The organism is Marinobacter sp., from assembly GCF_039977835.1.
Classification (GTDB): Bacteria; Pseudomonadota; Gammaproteobacteria; order Pseudomonadales; family Oleiphilaceae; genus Marinobacter.
In genome coordinates this window covers 1-15665 of record NZ_JBDWCL010000052.1, presented here as the reverse complement: position 1 = coordinate 15665, position 15665 = coordinate 1, and the positions used below count along the sequence as shown (strand labels likewise).

Annotated in this window: 12 protein-coding genes, 1 tRNA gene and 1 pseudogene; all 14 read left to right on the top strand. The window is 55.4% G+C overall.

What is annotated here, in order from left to right:
* Positions 1 to 143, top strand: a pseudogene (gene tuf, locus ABJM11_RS16030) (elongation factor Tu); the annotation flags it as partial.
* Between the two features lie 52 nt (positions 144 to 195).
* Positions 196 to 271: transfer RNA gene (locus ABJM11_RS16025), tRNA-Trp, on the top strand.
* A gap of 33 nt (positions 272 to 304) precedes the next feature.
* Entirely contained in the window at positions 305 to 673 is a 369-nt protein-coding gene (gene secE, locus ABJM11_RS16020) for a preprotein translocase subunit SecE (RefSeq protein ID WP_348295205.1), read from the top strand.
* A gap of 12 nt (positions 674 to 685) precedes the next feature.
* On the top strand, positions 686 to 1219 hold the full coding sequence (gene nusG, locus ABJM11_RS16015; protein WP_348295204.1) for a transcription termination/antitermination protein NusG: 534 nt from the start codon (positions 686 to 688) through the stop codon (positions 1217 to 1219).
* A gap of 119 nt (positions 1220 to 1338) precedes the next feature.
* Entirely contained in the window at positions 1339 to 1770 is a 432-nt protein-coding gene (gene rplK / locus ABJM11_RS16010) for a 50S ribosomal protein L11 (protein WP_027830872.1), read from the top strand.
* A gap of 1 nt (position 1771) precedes the next feature.
* The gene (rplA, locus tag ABJM11_RS16005; protein WP_348295203.1) at positions 1772 to 2470 is read left to right on the top strand and encodes a 50S ribosomal protein L1; all 699 of its coding nucleotides are present in this window, start codon (positions 1772 to 1774) and stop codon (positions 2468 to 2470) included.
* A gap of 211 nt (positions 2471 to 2681) precedes the next feature.
* On the top strand, positions 2682 to 3212 hold the full coding sequence (rplJ, locus tag ABJM11_RS16000) for a 50S ribosomal protein L10 (protein ID WP_348295202.1): 531 nt from the start codon (positions 2682 to 2684) through the stop codon (positions 3210 to 3212).
* A gap of 39 nt (positions 3213 to 3251) precedes the next feature.
* Positions 3252 to 3626 carry a 50S ribosomal protein L7/L12 gene (gene rplL, locus ABJM11_RS15995; RefSeq protein WP_348295201.1) on the top strand — a complete coding sequence of 125 codons (375 nt, stop codon included), beginning with the start codon at positions 3252 to 3254 and terminating at the stop codon, positions 3624 to 3626.
* 242 nt (positions 3627 to 3868) lie between these two features.
* Entirely contained in the window at positions 3869 to 7945 is a 4077-nt protein-coding gene (rpoB, locus tag ABJM11_RS15990; protein WP_348295200.1) for a DNA-directed RNA polymerase subunit beta, read from the top strand.
* 77 nt (positions 7946 to 8022) lie between these two features.
* The gene (gene rpoC, locus ABJM11_RS15985; protein ID WP_348295199.1) at positions 8023 to 12237 is read left to right on the top strand and encodes a DNA-directed RNA polymerase subunit beta'; all 4215 of its coding nucleotides are present in this window, start codon (positions 8023 to 8025) and stop codon (positions 12235 to 12237) included.
* A 168-nt stretch (positions 12238 to 12405) separates the two neighbouring features.
* Positions 12406 to 12780: a 30S ribosomal protein S12 gene (gene rpsL / locus ABJM11_RS15980; RefSeq protein ID WP_348295198.1), complete on the top strand. Its 375-nt coding sequence runs from the start codon at positions 12406 to 12408 to the stop codon at positions 12778 to 12780.
* A 113-nt stretch (positions 12781 to 12893) separates the two neighbouring features.
* Positions 12894 to 13364, top strand: a complete 471-nt coding sequence (gene rpsG / locus ABJM11_RS15975) for a 30S ribosomal protein S7 (protein ID WP_114614492.1) — start codon at positions 12894 to 12896, stop codon at positions 13362 to 13364.
* Positions 13365 to 13382: 18 nt separating this feature from the next.
* On the top strand, positions 13383 to 15488 hold the full coding sequence (fusA, locus tag ABJM11_RS15970; protein ID WP_348295197.1) for an elongation factor G: 2106 nt from the start codon (positions 13383 to 13385) through the stop codon (positions 15486 to 15488).
* A gap of 35 nt (positions 15489 to 15523) precedes the next feature.
* Positions 15524 to 15665: GTP-binding protein (locus tag ABJM11_RS15965; protein ID WP_348120808.1), on the top strand; the 142-nt coding region annotated here is incomplete at its 3' end.

The following is a 15665-nucleotide window of genomic DNA, read 5'->3' as shown; positions in this document are numbered from 1 at the left end:
TGGAAATGGTAATGCCGGGTGACAACGTGAAGATGAGTGTTACCCTGATCAACCCGATCGCCATGGAAGATGGCCTGCGCTTCGCGATTCGTGAAGGCGGCCGTACTGTTGGTGCCGGTGTGGTCTCCAAGATCATCGAGTGATTGCTCTTTTTGAGTAAGAGCTCGAAGTAAGTGCGCTGAGTTGTTTCGGTGCAGGCCAGTAGCTCAATTGGCAGAGCAGCGGTCTCCAAAACCGCAGGTTGGGGGTTCGATTCCCTCCTGGCCTGCCATTTTTTAACATCCGGATACATAAGCTGATTCCTATGGAGTCAAAAGCCGATCGTTCGACCAGTGGCTTCGATGCAGTAAAGTGGCTGGTTGTGTTTGTTCTGATTGCCGTCGGCGTCGTTGGCAATCAGTATTTTAGTGCCGAGTCACTGCTGTATCGGGTGCTGGCTCTCGTAGCTCTTGCTCTGGTCGCCGCTTTTGTGGCGCTCCAAACCGAGCGTGGTCGGCGTTTCGCTGCCCTACTCAAGGAAGCCAGGGTTGAAATCCGGAAGGTCGTATGGCCCACCAGGCCGGAGCTGATCCAGACTACAGCCATCGTTGTTGTGTTTGTGTTGGTTGTGGCGTTGATGCTGTGGGGTATGGATTCGTTGATCAGTTGGCTGGTCTCCGGAGTTATCGGGTAACAGGAGTGGGCAATGGCTAAGCGCTGGTACGTGGTTCATGCGTATTCTGGCTTCGAAAAGCAGGTAATGCGCACTCTCAGGGAGCGTGTTTCTCTCGACGGCATGGAAGAGAAGTTTGGCGAGATTCTGGTGCCGACAGAAGAAGTCGTTGAGATGCGCGAGGGGAAAAAGCGCAAGAGTGAGCGCAAGTTTTATCCCGGCTATGTTCTGGTGCAGATGGAAATGGATGACGCCAGCTGGCACTTGGTCAAGAATACGCCAAAGGTTCTTGGTTTTATTGGCGGTACCAAGGACAAGCCCGCACCGATTACCGAAAAAGAAGCTGAGGCTATTCTGCGTCGCGTAGAGAGCGGTGCCGACAAGCCCAAGCCGAAGACCCTGTTCGAGCCGGGCGAGATTGTTCGCGTCACTGAGGGTCCGTTTGCGGACTTCAATGGCGTTGTTGAAGAAGTTGACTACGACAAGAGTCGGGTCAAGGTTGCCGTGTTGATTTTCGGTCGTTCGACTCCGGTGGAGCTGGAGTTTGGTCAGGTCGAAAAAGACTGATTGGCAGCCTTACATGCTGAAAGCTCGCGCGCTATGGCGACGCGGGCTTTTTGTGTCTGCTACTGGCAGTTGTGAAAATAGGGGAGCCGTAAGGCGTTCGCACCCACAGGAGAAAAATCATGGCTAAGAAGATTGACGCGTATATCAAGCTTCAGGTTGCTGCCGGCAAGGCCAACCCGAGTCCCCCCGTTGGTCCTGCGCTGGGTCAGCGCGGCGTAAATATTATGGAGTTCTGCAAGGCGTTTAACGCCCAGACCCAGGATATGGAGCCGGGCCTGCCGATTCCGACGGTTATCACTGTATACAGTGATCGCAGCTTTACCTTTATCACCAAGACTCCGCCCGCACCGGTGCTGCTCAAAAAGGCAGCCGGCATCAAGAGTGGCTCTGGTCGCCCGAATACCGACAAGGTCGGTACTGTTACCCGGGACCAGCTGGAAGAAATCGCCAGAACCAAAGAGCCGGACCTGACTGCAGCCGATATGGATGCTGCGGTACGGACCATTGCCGGAACTGCCCGTAGCATGGGCCTGAACGTGGAGGGCCTGTAACATGGCAAAGCTTAGCAAGCGTCAGAAGCTGATTCGTGAAAAAGTGGATTCCGCCCGCGCCTACTCCGTCGACGAGGCAGTATCACTGCTGGTTGAACTGGGTGAGACCGTAAAGTTCAAGGAGTCTGTGGACGTAGCCGTAAATCTTGGTGTCGACGCACGTAAATCCGACCAGGTGGTGCGTAGCAGCACTGTTCTGCCTCACGGTACCGGTAAAACGGTGCGTGTAGCAGTATTTACACAGGGCGCGAACGCTGAGAAGGCGACCGCAGCTGGTGCCGACATCGTCGGTATGGATGATCTGGCGGAAGAAGTTAAAAAAGGCAACATGGATTTCGACGTGGTTATTGCCACTCCGGATGCCATGCGTGTTGTCGGTCAGCTGGGCCAGATTCTGGGTCCCCGCGGCCTGATGCCGAACCCGAAGGTCGGCACTGTTACCCCGGACGTTGAAACTGCCGTAAAAAATGCCAAGGCAGGTCAGGTTCGTTACCGTACAGACAAGAACGGTATCATCCATGCTCCGATGGGTAATGTGGAATTTTCTGCGCAGAACATCAAGGAAAACCTTGAAGCTCTGATCGCAGACCTGAAAAAGGCCAAGCCGTCTTCTTCGAAAGGTGTTTACCTCAAAAAGGTAACCCTGTCATCGACGATGGGTCCTGGCCTGACTATCGACCAGAGTGCTTTGAATATCTGAGCACCTGGGCGGTAGTTGCTTTGTAGTCTGGGCGGAAGCCAAGGCTGTCAAAGACCGCAGGCCCCAGAAGCCTTCTGGCTATACGGGTTAAAGCAACGCCTGCGCAGACGGTGTGAAGACGTTCTCTCTGAACCCAAACACCGTTAGGAGCCTCGCGAGGGGTATATGTGGGTTTGCCGGGATATCCCCGGCGAAATCGAGGAGAAATCCAGTGGCAATTAGACTCGAAGACAAGAAAGCGATCGTCGCTGAAGTCAACGAGACTGCCGGTGGTGCTCTGTCGGTGGTTATGGCTGATTACCGTGGTGTCACCTCAGGTGATATGACGGCGCTTCGTGCCAAGGCTCGTGCCGAAAACGTGCTTCTGAAGGTTGTTCGTAACAATCTGGCGAAGATTGCGATTCGCGGTACCGAGTTCGAGTGCATTGATGAAGCATTGGTTGGCCCGACCATTCTGGCGTTCTCTATGGAAGATCCGGGTGCGGCTGCACGCCTGCTTAAGGATTTCGCCAAAGAGAAAGAGGCATTCGAGATCAAGGGCCTGGCTGTCGGCGGTGAGCTGATGGGCGCAGACCAGATCGATCGCCTTGCCAAGCTGCCAACGCGTCACGAAGCGTTGACAATGCTGGCTATCGTCACACAGGCACCGATTACCAAGCTTGCGCGGACACTGAACGAAGTTCCAACGAAAGTGACCCGTGCTGTAGCGGCAGTTCGAGACCAGAAGCAAGAAGCTGCTTGATTCTGTTGAACACCATTTTTATATTTTTGGGAGAAAGTCATGGCTCTGTCTAACGAAGACATTTTGAACGCAATTGCTGAAATGAGCGTAATGGACGTTGTTGCTCTGGTTGAAGCAATGGAAGAGAAGTTCGGCGTATCTGCGGCTGCCGCCGTAGCTGCTGCTCCTGCCGCTGCTGCTGCAGGCGAAGCTGCTGAAGAGCAGACCGAATTTGACGTTGTTCTTACCGGTCCTGGTGAGAAGAAAGTAAACGTTATCAAGGCCGTTCGTGAACTGACTGGCCTGGGTCTGAAAGAAGCTAAGGAAATGGTCGACAGCGCTCCTTCCGTTATCAAGGAAGCAGCTAGCAAAGACGACGCTGAAGAAGCCAAGAAGAAGCTTGAGGAAGCAGGCGCTTCTGTTGAGCTTAAGTAAGAGTTGGCTGTTGATCGAAACCGTGCGTTAAGCATGGACAGGCTGGTGGCCGTGTGCCACCGGCCTTTTTCTGTTGTATATGCTATAGACTCTGAACGCCGATCTTGTGGTGCTGTCAGATTCTATAACCTACAGCGAGAGTCTTGTTCAAGACGGCGCAGTAAGCCGAGCAATTCGGCCCCGAAGCATGAAAATGGTTGCTTCTTGATACCAGGTATCAGGTCTAAAGCTGGGGAATGCAGATGACTTACTCCTATACTGAGAAAAAGCGGATTCGCAAAGATTTTAGTAAATTGCCGTCCGTGATGGATGTTCCCTATTTGCTGTCTATACAGCTGGATTCGTTCCGGGACTTCCTCCAAAGTGAAGCCGCACCCGAAAATCGTCGGGAAACCGGTCTCCACGCAGCATTCAAATCCGTATTCCCGATTGTCAGTTATTCTGGCAACGCCGCACTCGAATACGTGAGTTACCGCATCGGCGAGCCGGTATTTGACGTCAAGGAATGCCAGCTTAGGGGCGTAACCTACGCAGCTCCGCTGCGGGTTAAAGTAAGACTTATCATTTATGATAAGGAATCGTCCAACAAGGCGATCAAAGATATTAAAGAGCAGGAAGTCTACATGGGCGAAATGCCCCTGATGACCGAGAACGGTACCTTCGTTATCAACGGTACCGAGCGGGTTATCGTTTCCCAGCTCCACCGTTCACCGGGTGTGTTCTTCGATCATGACAAGGGCAAAACCCACTCGTCAGGCAAGCTGCTGTATTCGGCGCGGGTCATTCCTTACCGTGGTTCCTGGCTGGACTTCGAGTTTGACGCCAAGGACTCGGTCTTTGTTCGTATCGACCGTCGCCGGAAGCTGCCTGCGTCTATCCTCCTCCGTGCTCTGGGGTATAACTCCGAGCAGATGCTGGATATGTTCTTCGATACCAGTAAATTCGGTATCGGCCCCGAAGTATGCAAGCTGGAACTGGTTCCCAGCCGCCTGCGCGGGGATATCGCAACGTTCGATATCAAGGACAAGAAGGGCACTGTTATTGTAGAGGAAGGCCGCCGGATTACCGCTCGTCATATCAAGCAGCTTGAAAAGGCTGGCCTGACCGAGCTGGAAGTGCCGACGGAATACCTCTACGGCCGTGTACTGGCCAAGGACATGATCGATACCAAGTCCGGGGAAGTACTGGTTGAGTGTAATACTGAGCTCACTGAAGAAGTGGTTACCAAGATCCTGGACTCTGGTGTTACAGAGATTGAAACCCTGTACACCAACGACCTGGACTGTGGTCCGTTCATGTCGGACACGCTGCGCATCGACCCGACCCGTACGCCGCTTGAGGCGCTGGTCGAGATCTATCGCATGATGCGCCCGGGCGAGCCGCCCACCAAGGAGTCGGCAGAGAACCTGTTCAACAATCTGTTCTTCTCGGAAGAGCGGTATGACCTGTCAGCCGTTGGCCGTATGAAGCTGAATCGCCGCCTGCGCCGTGAAGAAAGCACTGGTGAAGGTACGCTGACGCACGACGACATCATCGACGTCCTCAAGACGCTGATCGATATCCGTAACGGTCAGGGCAATGTCGATGATATCGACAACCTGGGTAACCGTCGCGTTCGTTGTGTCGGTGAAATGGCAGAGAACCAGTTCCGCGTTGGCCTGGTGCGTGTTGAGCGTGCCGTCCGTGAGCGTTTGAGCCTGGCAGAAAGCGAGGGCCTGATGCCTCAGGACCTGATCAATGCCAAGCCGGTCGCTGCTGCGGTGAAGGAATTCTTCGGTTCCAGTCAGCTGTCCCAGTTCATGGACCAGAACAACCCGCTGTCGGAAGTGACTCACAAGCGCCGTATTTCGGCTCTCGGTCCTGGCGGCCTGACCCGCGAACGTGCCGGTTTCGAGGTTCGTGACGTGCACCCGACCCACTATGGTCGTGTATGTCCCATCGAGACGCCGGAAGGCCCGAACATCGGCCTGATCAACTCGCTGGCAACCTATGCCCGCTCCAACTCCTACGGTTTCCTTGAGAGCCCGTACCGGAAAGTTGTGGGCGGACTGGTAACAGACGAAGTGGTGTACCTCTCTGCGATTGAAGAGAGTAACTACATCATCGCCCAGGCCAGCGCGGCAATGGACGAGAACAAGCGCCTGTCTGACGAGCTGGTCACCGTTCGCCACCAGAACGAATTTACCGTTACGCCGCCGGAAAACGTCAATTTCATGGACGTATCTCCGCGCCAGGTGGTGTCGGTGGCTGCATCGCTGATTCCATTCCTGGAACACGATGACGCCAACCGCGCCCTGATGGGCTCCAACATGCAGCGCCAGGCTGTCCCGACCCTGCGTTCAGAAGTGCCTCTGGTAGGTACTGGTGTTGAGCGTACCGTGGCCCAGGACTCCGGTGTTTGTGTGACGGCCCGCCGTGGCGGTGTGATCGAAAGCGTCGATGCCGCCCGTATTGTGGTGCGTGTCAACGACGACGAAACTGAAGCCGGTGATGCAGGTGTGGATATCTACAACCTCACCAAGTACACCCGCTCAAACCAGAACACCTGTATCAACCAGCGTTCCATTGTTAACCAGGGAGATGAAATCGCCCGTGGTGACGTGCTGGCTGATGGTCCTTCCGTGGATCTGGGTGAGCTGGCGCTGGGGCAGAACATGCGCATCGCGTTCATGCCCTGGAACGGTTACAACTTTGAGGACTCCATCCTTATCTCCGAGAAAGTGGTTCAGGAAGACCGCCTGACCACCATCCACATCCAGGAACTGACCTGTGTGGCTCGGGATACCAAACTGGGTAGCGAAGAAATTACCGCGGATATTCCGAACGTTGGTGAAAGCGCGCTGTCCAAACTGGACGAGTCCGGTATTGTCTACATCGGTGCGGAAGTTGGCCCTGGTGACATCCTGGTCGGTAAGGTAACGCCGAAGGGCGAAACCCAGCTGACGCCGGAGGAAAAGCTCCTGCGTGCCATCTTTGGTGAGAAGGCGTCGGACGTGAAGGACACGTCCTCACGAGTACCAACAGGTACCCGTGGTACGGTTATTGACGTACAGGTCTTTACCCGTGACGGCATTGAGAAGGACCAGCGCGCCCAGTATATCGAGAAAGAACAGCTGGACGAGTACCGCAAGGACCTGAAGGACGAATACCGTATTGTTGAGGGTGCGACGTTCGAGCGGCTGTCCAATGCACTGAATGGACAGGAAGTCATCAGCGGCCCGGGTCTGAAGAAGGGCGCCAAGCTTGAAGAGTCCTACCTGGCGGAACTGCCACGTAATGACTGGTTCAAGCTGCGAATGAAGGATGAGGCGCTGAACGAGCTGCTGGAGAAATCCGAGCAGGGCCTTGAGGATCGCAAGAAGGATCATGAAGCGCGCTTTGACGACAAGAAAGGCAAGCTTCAGCAGGGCGATGACCTCGCTCCGGGTGTTCTCAAGATCGTGAAGGTTTACCTCGCGATCAAGCGCCGGATTCAGCCGGGTGACAAGATGGCTGGCCGTCACGGTAACAAGGGTGTTATCTCTGCGGTTATGCCTATCGAGGACATGCCTTACGACGAGTACGGCAACACCGTTGATATCGTGCTGAACCCGTTGGGCGTTCCGTCGCGGATGAACGTAGGTCAGGTTCTTGAAACCCACCTCGGCGCTGCTGCCAAGGGGCTGGGTGAGCGTATCAGCCGGATGCTGGAGGAGCAGCGTAAGATCGCTGAGCTCCGCAGCCTGCTGGATGAGATCTACAACCACTCGGATGAGGTCACCCAGGTGGACCTTGATTCGCTGAGTGACAAAGAGATCCTGGCGCTGGCCAATAACCTGCGCGCAGGTGTTCCCATGGCAACGCCGGTATTTGACGGTGCCAAGGAGGCAGAGGTCAAGCGTATGCTTGAGCTGGCAGGTCTGAGTACGACTGGCCAGACTGTGCTGTATGACGGCCGTACCGGCGACGAGTTTGACCGTCCGGTGACTGTCGGCTACATGTACATCCTCAAGCTGAACCACCTGATCGACGACAAGATGCACGCTCGTTCCACCGGTTCGTACAGCCTGGTTACCCAGCAACCGCTGGGTGGTAAGGCGCAGTTCGGTGGTCAGCGCTTCGGTGAGATGGAAGTGTGGGCCCTCGAGGCTTACGGTGCAGCGTATACGCTGCAGGAAATGCTTACCGTGAAGTCTGATGATGTGAATGGTCGGACCAAGATGTACAAGAACATTGTCGATGGTGACCATCGTATGGAGCCGGGTATGCCCGAGTCCTTCAATGTTCTGGTCAAGGAAATCCGCTCGCTGGGTATCGACATCGAGCTGGAATCCGACTGAGCCGAATTGTTTTTGGCAGCGTGAGCGGGTACCGGTCGGTGCCCGCCCGAGAATAACGCCATCCGGAGCTGTTACTGATGAAAGATTTGCTGAATCTTCTCAAAAACCAGAACCAGAAGCAGGAATTTGACGCCATCCGTATTGGGCTGGCGTCGCCTGACATGATCCGTTCATGGTCTTTTGGTGAGGTCAAAAAGCCTGAGACCATCAACTACCGTACGTTCAAGCCTGAGCGTGACGGTCTTTTCTGTGCCAAAATCTTCGGCCCGATCAAGGATTACGAGTGTCTGTGCGGCAAGTACAAGCGCCTCAAGCACCGTGGTGTTATCTGCGAGAAGTGTGGGGTTGAAGTGGCACTGGCCAGTGTGCGCCGTGAGCGCATGGGTCATATCGAGCTCGCCAGCCCGGTTGCCCACATCTGGTTCCTGAAGTCACTGCCGTCCCGCATCGGCCTGATGCTGGACATGACCCTGCGCGATATCGAGCGGGTGCTGTATTTTGAATCGTTCATCGTGATCGAGCCGGGCATGACGACCCTTGAGAAAGGGCAGTTGCTGAACGACGAGCAGTATTACGAAGCCCTGGAAGAGTTCGGTGACGAATTCGACGCCCGTATGGGTGCGGAAGCGGTTCAGGAACTGCTCGAAGGCATCGATCTGCAGGCCGAGGTTGAAGCGCTGCGGGAAGAGATTCCCCAGACCAACTCTGAAACCAAGATCAAGAAATTCAGCAAGCGTCTGAAGATTCTTGAAGCTTTCCTGTACTCCGGCAATAAGCCGGGCGACATGGTCATGACCGTGTTGCCGGTTCTGCCGCCGGACCTGCGCCCGCTGGTGCCGCTGGACGGCGGACGTTTCGCAACGTCTGACCTGAACGACCTGTACCGTCGGGTGATCAACCGTAACAACCGTCTCAAGCGCCTGCTGGAGCTGAACGCTCCTGACATTATTGTGCGCAATGAGAAGCGGATGCTGCAGGAAGCTGTGGACGCACTGCTGGACAACGGCCGTCGTGGCCGTGCTATTACCGGCACCAACAAGCGCCCGCTGAAGTCACTGGCTGACATGATCAAGGGCAAGCAGGGTCGTTTCCGTCAGAACCTGCTTGGTAAGCGTGTGGACTACTCCGGTCGTTCGGTGATCGTGGTTGGTCCATACCTGCGTCTGCACCAGTGTGGTCTCCCCAAGAAAATGGCGCTGGAGCTGTTCAAGCCGTTCATCTTCTCCAAGCTTGAGCATCGCGGACTGGCGACCACCATCAAGGCCGCCAAGAAGATGGTCGAGCGCGAAGAGGGCGTGGTCTGGGATATCCTGGACGAGGTCATCCGCGAGCATCCGATCATGCTGAACCGGGCACCGACGCTTCACCGCCTGGGCATCCAGGCGTTCGAGCCGGTTCTTATCGAAGGAAAGGCGATTCAGCTGCACCCGCTGGTGTGTGCCGCCTATAACGCCGACTTCGACGGTGACCAGATGGCGGTCCACGTGCCGCTGACCCTGGAGGCCCAGCTCGAAGCCCGTGCGTTGATGATGTCTACCAACAACGTGCTGTCGCCTGCCAACGGTGAGCCCATCATCGTGCCGTCGCAGGACGTTGTTCTGGGGCTGTATTACATGACCCGTGAGCGCAAGAGTGCTCTGGGTGAAGGCATGGTTTTCGCCGACGTTAAAGAGGCGCATCGTGCCTACGGTGCCGGCAAGGTTGATCTTCAGGCCATCGTCAAGGTGCGTGTGAAGGAAGTGGCCATCCAGGAAGACGGCGAGCGTACTGAAGAGTACAAGATTGTGGATACCACCGTTGGCCGTGCACTGTTGTTCGACATCGTGCCCGACGGTCTGTCTTTCGACCTGGTCAACAAGCCCATGGTCAAGAAGGCAATCTCCAATCTGATCAACACCTGTTACCGTGACGCTGGCCTGAAGGATACCGTTATCTTCGCCGACCAGATCATGTACATGGGTTACCACTACGCGACCGTTTCCGGCATCTCGATCGGTTTCAACGATTTCGAGATCCCGCCGGAGAAATACGAGCTGGTGGATGCCGCGTCCGAGGAAGTCAAGGATATTGAAACCCAGTACGCGTCCGGTCTGCTGACCCAGGGCGAGAAGTACAACAAGGTTATCGATATCTGGTCCCGTGCCAACGACAAAGTGTCGAAGGCTATGATGGACCGCTTGTCCCAGGAGCAAGTTATAGGGCCCGACGGCAAGGCGGTCAAAGGCGAGAATGGCGAAGACCTCATGCAGGAGTCTTTCAACTCCGTTTACATGATGGCCGACTCCGGGGCCCGGGGCTCCCCAGCGCAGATTCGTCAATTGGCGGGTATGCGTGGTCTGATGGCGAAGCCGGATGGCTCGATCATCGAAACCCCGATCACTGCGAACTTCCGTGAAGGCCTGAACGTACTCCAGTACTTCATTTCGACGCACGGTGCCCGTAAGGGTCTGGCAGATACCGCCCTGAAGACGGCGAACTCCGGTTACCTGACTCGTCGTCTGGTTGACGTGTCCCAGGATCTGGTTGTTACCGAAACAGACTGTGGTACCGAGGAAGGCCTGCTGATGACGCCGCACATCGAAGGCGGCGACGTGGTTGTTCCCCTTGGTGACCGTGTTCTTGGTCGTGTTACTGCACGCGCTGCGTTCACACCGACCGATAAAGACAATGCTGTTGTCGAGGCCGGCACTCTGCTGGACGAGAAAGCGGTTGAGTCACTTGAGCGTGCCGGTGTGGACGAGGTATGGGTTCGTTCCGCGATTACCTGTGAAACCCGCCACGGCATCTGCTCCAAGTGTTACGGTCGTGACCTCGCGCGAGGCCACCAGGTCAACGTTGGTGAGGCTGTTGGTGTTATCGCAGCGCAATCCATCGGTGAACCGGGTACCCAGCTCACCATGCGTACGTTCCACATCGGTGGTGCTGCGAGCCGGGCGTCTGCGGTCGACAACATCCAGGTCAAGCATGGCGGTACCGTTCGCCTGCACAACCTGAAGTCGATAGAAAAGAGCGACGGTACGCTGGTCGTTATTTCCCGTTCTTCTGCACTGGCGATTGCCGACGAGCAGGGCCGTGAGCGGGAGTGGTACAAGCTTCCGTATGGCGCTGTGCTATCGGTCAAGCACGGGGATGCCGTCGAAGCCGGTGTTGCGGTCGCCAAATGGGATCCGCACACTCACCCGATCATCGCCGAGGCTGAAGGTACTGTCCGGTTCGTCAACATGGATCAGGGCATTACCGTTCGGACCCAGACCGACGAGCTGACCGGTCTGTCCACCATGGAGGTTATCGATCCCAAGGAGCGTCCGGCGGCTGGTAAGGATATCCGTCCTGCCATCCAGTTGATTGACGAGAAGGGTAACGACGTTGATCTGCCAGGTGGCGGTACGGCAATCTTCTTCCTGCCAGGCAACGCGCTGGTGACCATGGCCAATGGTGCCAGGGTCGAACTGGGTGACGTGGTTGCCCGTATTCCACAGGAAAGTTCGAAGACCCGGGATATCACTGGTGGTCTGCCGCGTGTTGCCGACCTGTTCGAAGCCCGTCGCCCGAAGGAATCCTCTATCCTGGCGGAAGTCAGTGGTGTGGTTTCGTTTGGCAAGGAAACCAAGGGCAAGAAACGTCTGGTTATTACGCCGAAGGATGCGGATCCCTATGAGGTTCTGATTCCGAAGCATCGTCAGATGAACGTGTTCGAAGGTGAAACGGTCGAGAAGGGTGAGGTTATCTCCGACGGCCCGTCCAACCCGCACGATATTCTGCGCCTGCTGGGTGTGGTGGCACTGGCCAAGTACATCACCAACGAAATCCAGGACGTGTACCGCCTGCAGGGTGTTGTAATCAACGACAAGCACATCGAAGTCATTGTTCGTCAGATGCTGCGCAAGGTCGAGATTACCGATGCCGGCGATACCAGCCTGCTGGGTGGTGATCAGGTTGAAATTACCCAGTTCATGGAAGAGAACGAGAAAGCGGAAGCGGCGGACAAGGAGCCCGCAAGATGCGAGCGTCTGCTGTTGGGTATTACCAAGGCTTCTCTGGCAACAGAGTCCTTTATCTCCGCAGCATCGTTCCAGGAGACCACTCGGGTTCTCACCGAAGGCGCCGTCACTGGCAAGCGGGACTACCTCCGCGGTCTGAAGGAAAACGTCGTAGTTGGTCGTCTGATTCCGGCCGGTACCGGTCTTGCTTACCATGCAGAGCGCAAGCGTAAGCGCGAGCTGGAAGAGCAGGGCGTAACCGCGGCGGATGTGGAAGAAGCTCTGAGTGCCGAGCTCAATCGCGAAAGCTGAGTTGGCTGGCATCGCCACCCGCCGGTAGTTACGTACGCCGCGGGTGGTTAAAAAGAGATCAGTCATCTTGACTGTTCGGGGGCGCGGGCTTACACTTGCGACCCTCAAATTTTACCCCCGCATGTCGGGGGTAAGTTTCATTGATACGGTTTTTTGGAGTTTGCTTACATGGCAACGATTAATCAGTTGGTGCGTAAGCCTCGTAAACGCAAGGCAGCCAAGAGCGACGTTCCTGCTCTGCAGGCTTGTCCTCAGCGCCGTGGTGTATGTACTCGTGTGTACACCACAACGCCGAAGAAGCCGAACTCAGCACTGCGTAAAGTGTGCCGTGTTCGCCTGACTAACGGCTACGAGGTTTCCTCATACATTGGTGGTGAAGGTCACAACCTTCAGGAGCACAGTGTTGTGCTGATCCGCGGCGGTCGAGTCAAGGACCTTCCGGGTGTGCGCTATCACACTGTTCGCGGAACACTGGACACCCAGGGTGTGCAGAACCGTAAGCAGGGCCGCTCCAAGTACGGTACAAAACGACCCAAGTCCTGATGTCCCAAGCGGGTGTCTTTTATCGTTGCTACTTAGAACGATGAGAGTAAGGCTGAGTAGCTGATGCTATCTCAGGGGTTCCTGAAGACCTTTTAATAGATAAGGGCTTATCGATGCCTAGAAGAAGAGTTGCAGCAAAACGGGAAATTATCCCGGATCCTAAGTTTCATAGTGCACGGCTGGCCAAGTTCATCAACCATGTGATGGAAAGTGGCAAGAAAGCCGTTGCAGAGCGCATTGTTTATGGCGCGCTCGATATCGTCGCCGACAAGTCAAAGGAAGAGCCGATCGAGATGTTCGAGAAGGCCCTGGAAAACATCCAGCCGATGGTTGAGGTCAAATCCCGTCGTGTTGGTGGTGCTACCTACCAGGTGCCTGTTGAGGTGCGGCCTTCCCGTCAGAACGCGCTGGCCATGCGCTGGCTCGTAGAATATTCACGGAAGCGTGGTGAAAAGTCCATGGCGCAGCGTCTGGCAGGTGAGATCCTGGATGCCGCTGATAGCAAGGGCTCCGCTGTTAAGAAGCGCGAAGACGTTCATCGCATGGCAGAAGCCAACAAGGCGTTCTCTCACTTCCGTTTCTAATCAGCCGAGGTTTATACAGTGGCACGTAAAACTCCTATCAAACGTTACAGAAACATTGGTATTTGTGCGCACGTGGATGCGGGCAAAACCACCACGACCGAGCGTATTCTTTACTATACCGGTCGTAGTCACAAAATGGGCGAGACCCATGATGGTGCTTCTACAACTGACTGGATGGAGCAGGAGCAGGAGCGTGGTATTACCATCACCTCTGCAGCTGTTACAACTTTCTGGTCGGGTATGGATAAGCAGTATCCGGAGCACCGTGTAAACATCATCGATACGCCGGGGCACGTTGACTTCACCATTGAGGTTGAGCGTTCCTTGCGTGTACTTGACGGCGCTGTCGTGGTGTTCTGTGGCTCATCCGGTGTTGAGCCGCAGTCTGAAACAGTATGGCGTCAGGCCAACAAGTATGAAGTTCCGCGCATGGTGTTCGTCAACAAGATGGATCGTGCCGGCGCTGACTTCATGCGTGTTGTAGAGCAGATTCGCAAGCGCCTGGGTGCGACCACAGTGCCTATCCAGTTGCCGATTGGCTCTGAGGATGAGTTCGAGGGTATCGTTGATCTGCTTCGCATGAAGGCAATTTACTGGAACGAAGCCGATCAGGGTATGACCTACGAGACGAGGGATATTCCTGAGTCGCTTGTCGCAGATGCCGAGAAAGCTCGCGAAGAGATGGTCGAAGCAGCTGCTGAGGCCAATGAAGAATTCATGGTGAAGTATCTGGAAGGTGAAGAGCTGACGCTTGATGAGATCAAGCTTGGTCTGCGCGCCCGGACTATCGCCAACGAGATCGTTCTGGCCACCTGCGGCTCTGCCTTCAAAAACAAGGGCGTTCAGGCAGTGCTGGATGCTGTTATCGAGTTCCTGCCTGCGCCTGATGAAGTCAAGGCGATCCGTGGTGAGGTCGATGACGAAGGTACGGAAGAAACTCGTCCGGTTGATGACGATGCTCCGTTTGCTGCTCTGGCGTTCAAGATCGCTACCGACCCGTTCGTTGGTACGCTGACCTTCTTCCGGGTTTATTCGGGCAAGCTTGAATCGGGAAATGCCGTATACAACTCCGTGAAAGGCAAAAAAGAGCGCGTTGGTCGTATGGTGCAGATGCATGCCAACGATCGTGAAGAGATCAAAGAAGTGCTGGCTGGTGACATTGCTGCCGCCATCGGTCTGAAGAACGTGACCACTGGTGACACTCTGTGTGACGAGAATAATCGAATTGTTCTTGAACGCATGGAATTTCCGGAGCCGGTAATTTCGGTTGCGGTTGAGCCCAAGTCCAAGGCCGACCAGGAAAAGATGGGTGTTGCCCTGGGCAAACTAGCTCAGGAAGATCCTTCTTTCCGTGTGCGTACTGATGAAGAATCGGGTCAGACCATCATCTCTGGTATGGGCGAGCTGCACCTGGATATCCTCGTTGACCGCATGCGTCGCGAGTTTAAGGTAGAAGCAAACATTGGTAAGCCGCAAGTTGCTTACCGTGAGTGCATCCGCAAGAACGTGGATGTGGAGGGCAAGTTCGTTCGTCAATCCGGCGGTCGTGGTCAGTACGGTCACGTCAAGCTCAAGCTTGAGCCGCTGCCTCTTGATGAGGAAGATGGCGAGAACTTTATCTTCGTGAATGAAATCGTTGGTGGTGTCGTTCCCAAGGAATACATCCCTGCTGTCCAGCAAGGCATTCAGGAGCAGATGCAGAACGGCTGTCTGGCCGGTTACCCGCTGCTGAGGATCAAGGCTACGCTGTACGACGGTTCCTATCACGATGTGGATTCGAACGAGATGGCGTTCAAGGTTGCCGGCTCCATGGCGATGAAGAAAGGTGCGCTGGAAGCCAATCCGGCACTGCTTGAGCCGCTTATGAAAGTCGAAGTCGTTACTCCTGAAGATTACATGGGTGACGTCGTTGGCGATCTTAACCGCCGCCGTGGTCTGGTTCAGGGTATGGAAGACGGCCCGTCGGGCAAGACCATCCGTGCCGAGGTTCCGTTGTCGGAGATGTTCGGTTACGCCACCGATCTGCGTTCAGCAACGCAGGGTCGGGCGTCTTATGCGATGGAGTTCTCCCGCTATATGGAAGCTCCCTCGAACATTGCCGAAGCGATCATTAAAAAGGGTTGATCCCCAGGACTTAAGAAACAGGAAGAGGTGTAACCGTGTCTAAAGCAAAATTTGAGCGTAACAAGCCGCACGTAAACGTGGGCACCATTGGTCACGTAGACCATGGCAAGACCACGCTGACAGCCGCGCTGACTCGTGTATGTCACGAAGTGTGGGGTACTGGCAGCGCCAGCGCAT

What these genes read in the sequence shown, in the direction of transcription:
- nusG (WP_348295204.1), top strand. Translation starts at nt 686, where the DNA reads ATGGCTAAGCGCTGGTACGTGGTTCATGCGTATTCTGGCTTCGAAAAG.
- rpoC (WP_348295199.1), top strand. Translation starts at nt 8,023, where the DNA reads ATGAAAGATTTGCTGAATCTTCTCAAAAACCAGAACCAGAAGCAGGAA.
- rplK (WP_027830872.1), top strand. Translation starts at nt 1,339, where the DNA reads ATGGCTAAGAAGATTGACGCGTATATCAAGCTTCAGGTTGCTGCCGGC.
- secE (WP_348295205.1), top strand. Translation starts at nt 305, where the DNA reads ATGGAGTCAAAAGCCGATCGTTCGACCAGTGGCTTCGATGCAGTAAAG.
- rpsL (WP_348295198.1), top strand. Translation starts at nt 12,406, where the DNA reads ATGGCAACGATTAATCAGTTGGTGCGTAAGCCTCGTAAACGCAAGGCA.
- rplL (WP_348295201.1), top strand. Translation starts at nt 3,252, where the DNA reads ATGGCTCTGTCTAACGAAGACATTTTGAACGCAATTGCTGAAATGAGC.
- rplA (WP_348295203.1), top strand. Translation starts at nt 1,772, where the DNA reads ATGGCAAAGCTTAGCAAGCGTCAGAAGCTGATTCGTGAAAAAGTGGAT.
- rpsG (WP_114614492.1), top strand. Translation starts at nt 12,894, where the DNA reads ATGCCTAGAAGAAGAGTTGCAGCAAAACGGGAAATTATCCCGGATCCT.
- rpoB (WP_348295200.1), top strand. Translation starts at nt 3,869, where the DNA reads ATGACTTACTCCTATACTGAGAAAAAGCGGATTCGCAAAGATTTTAGT.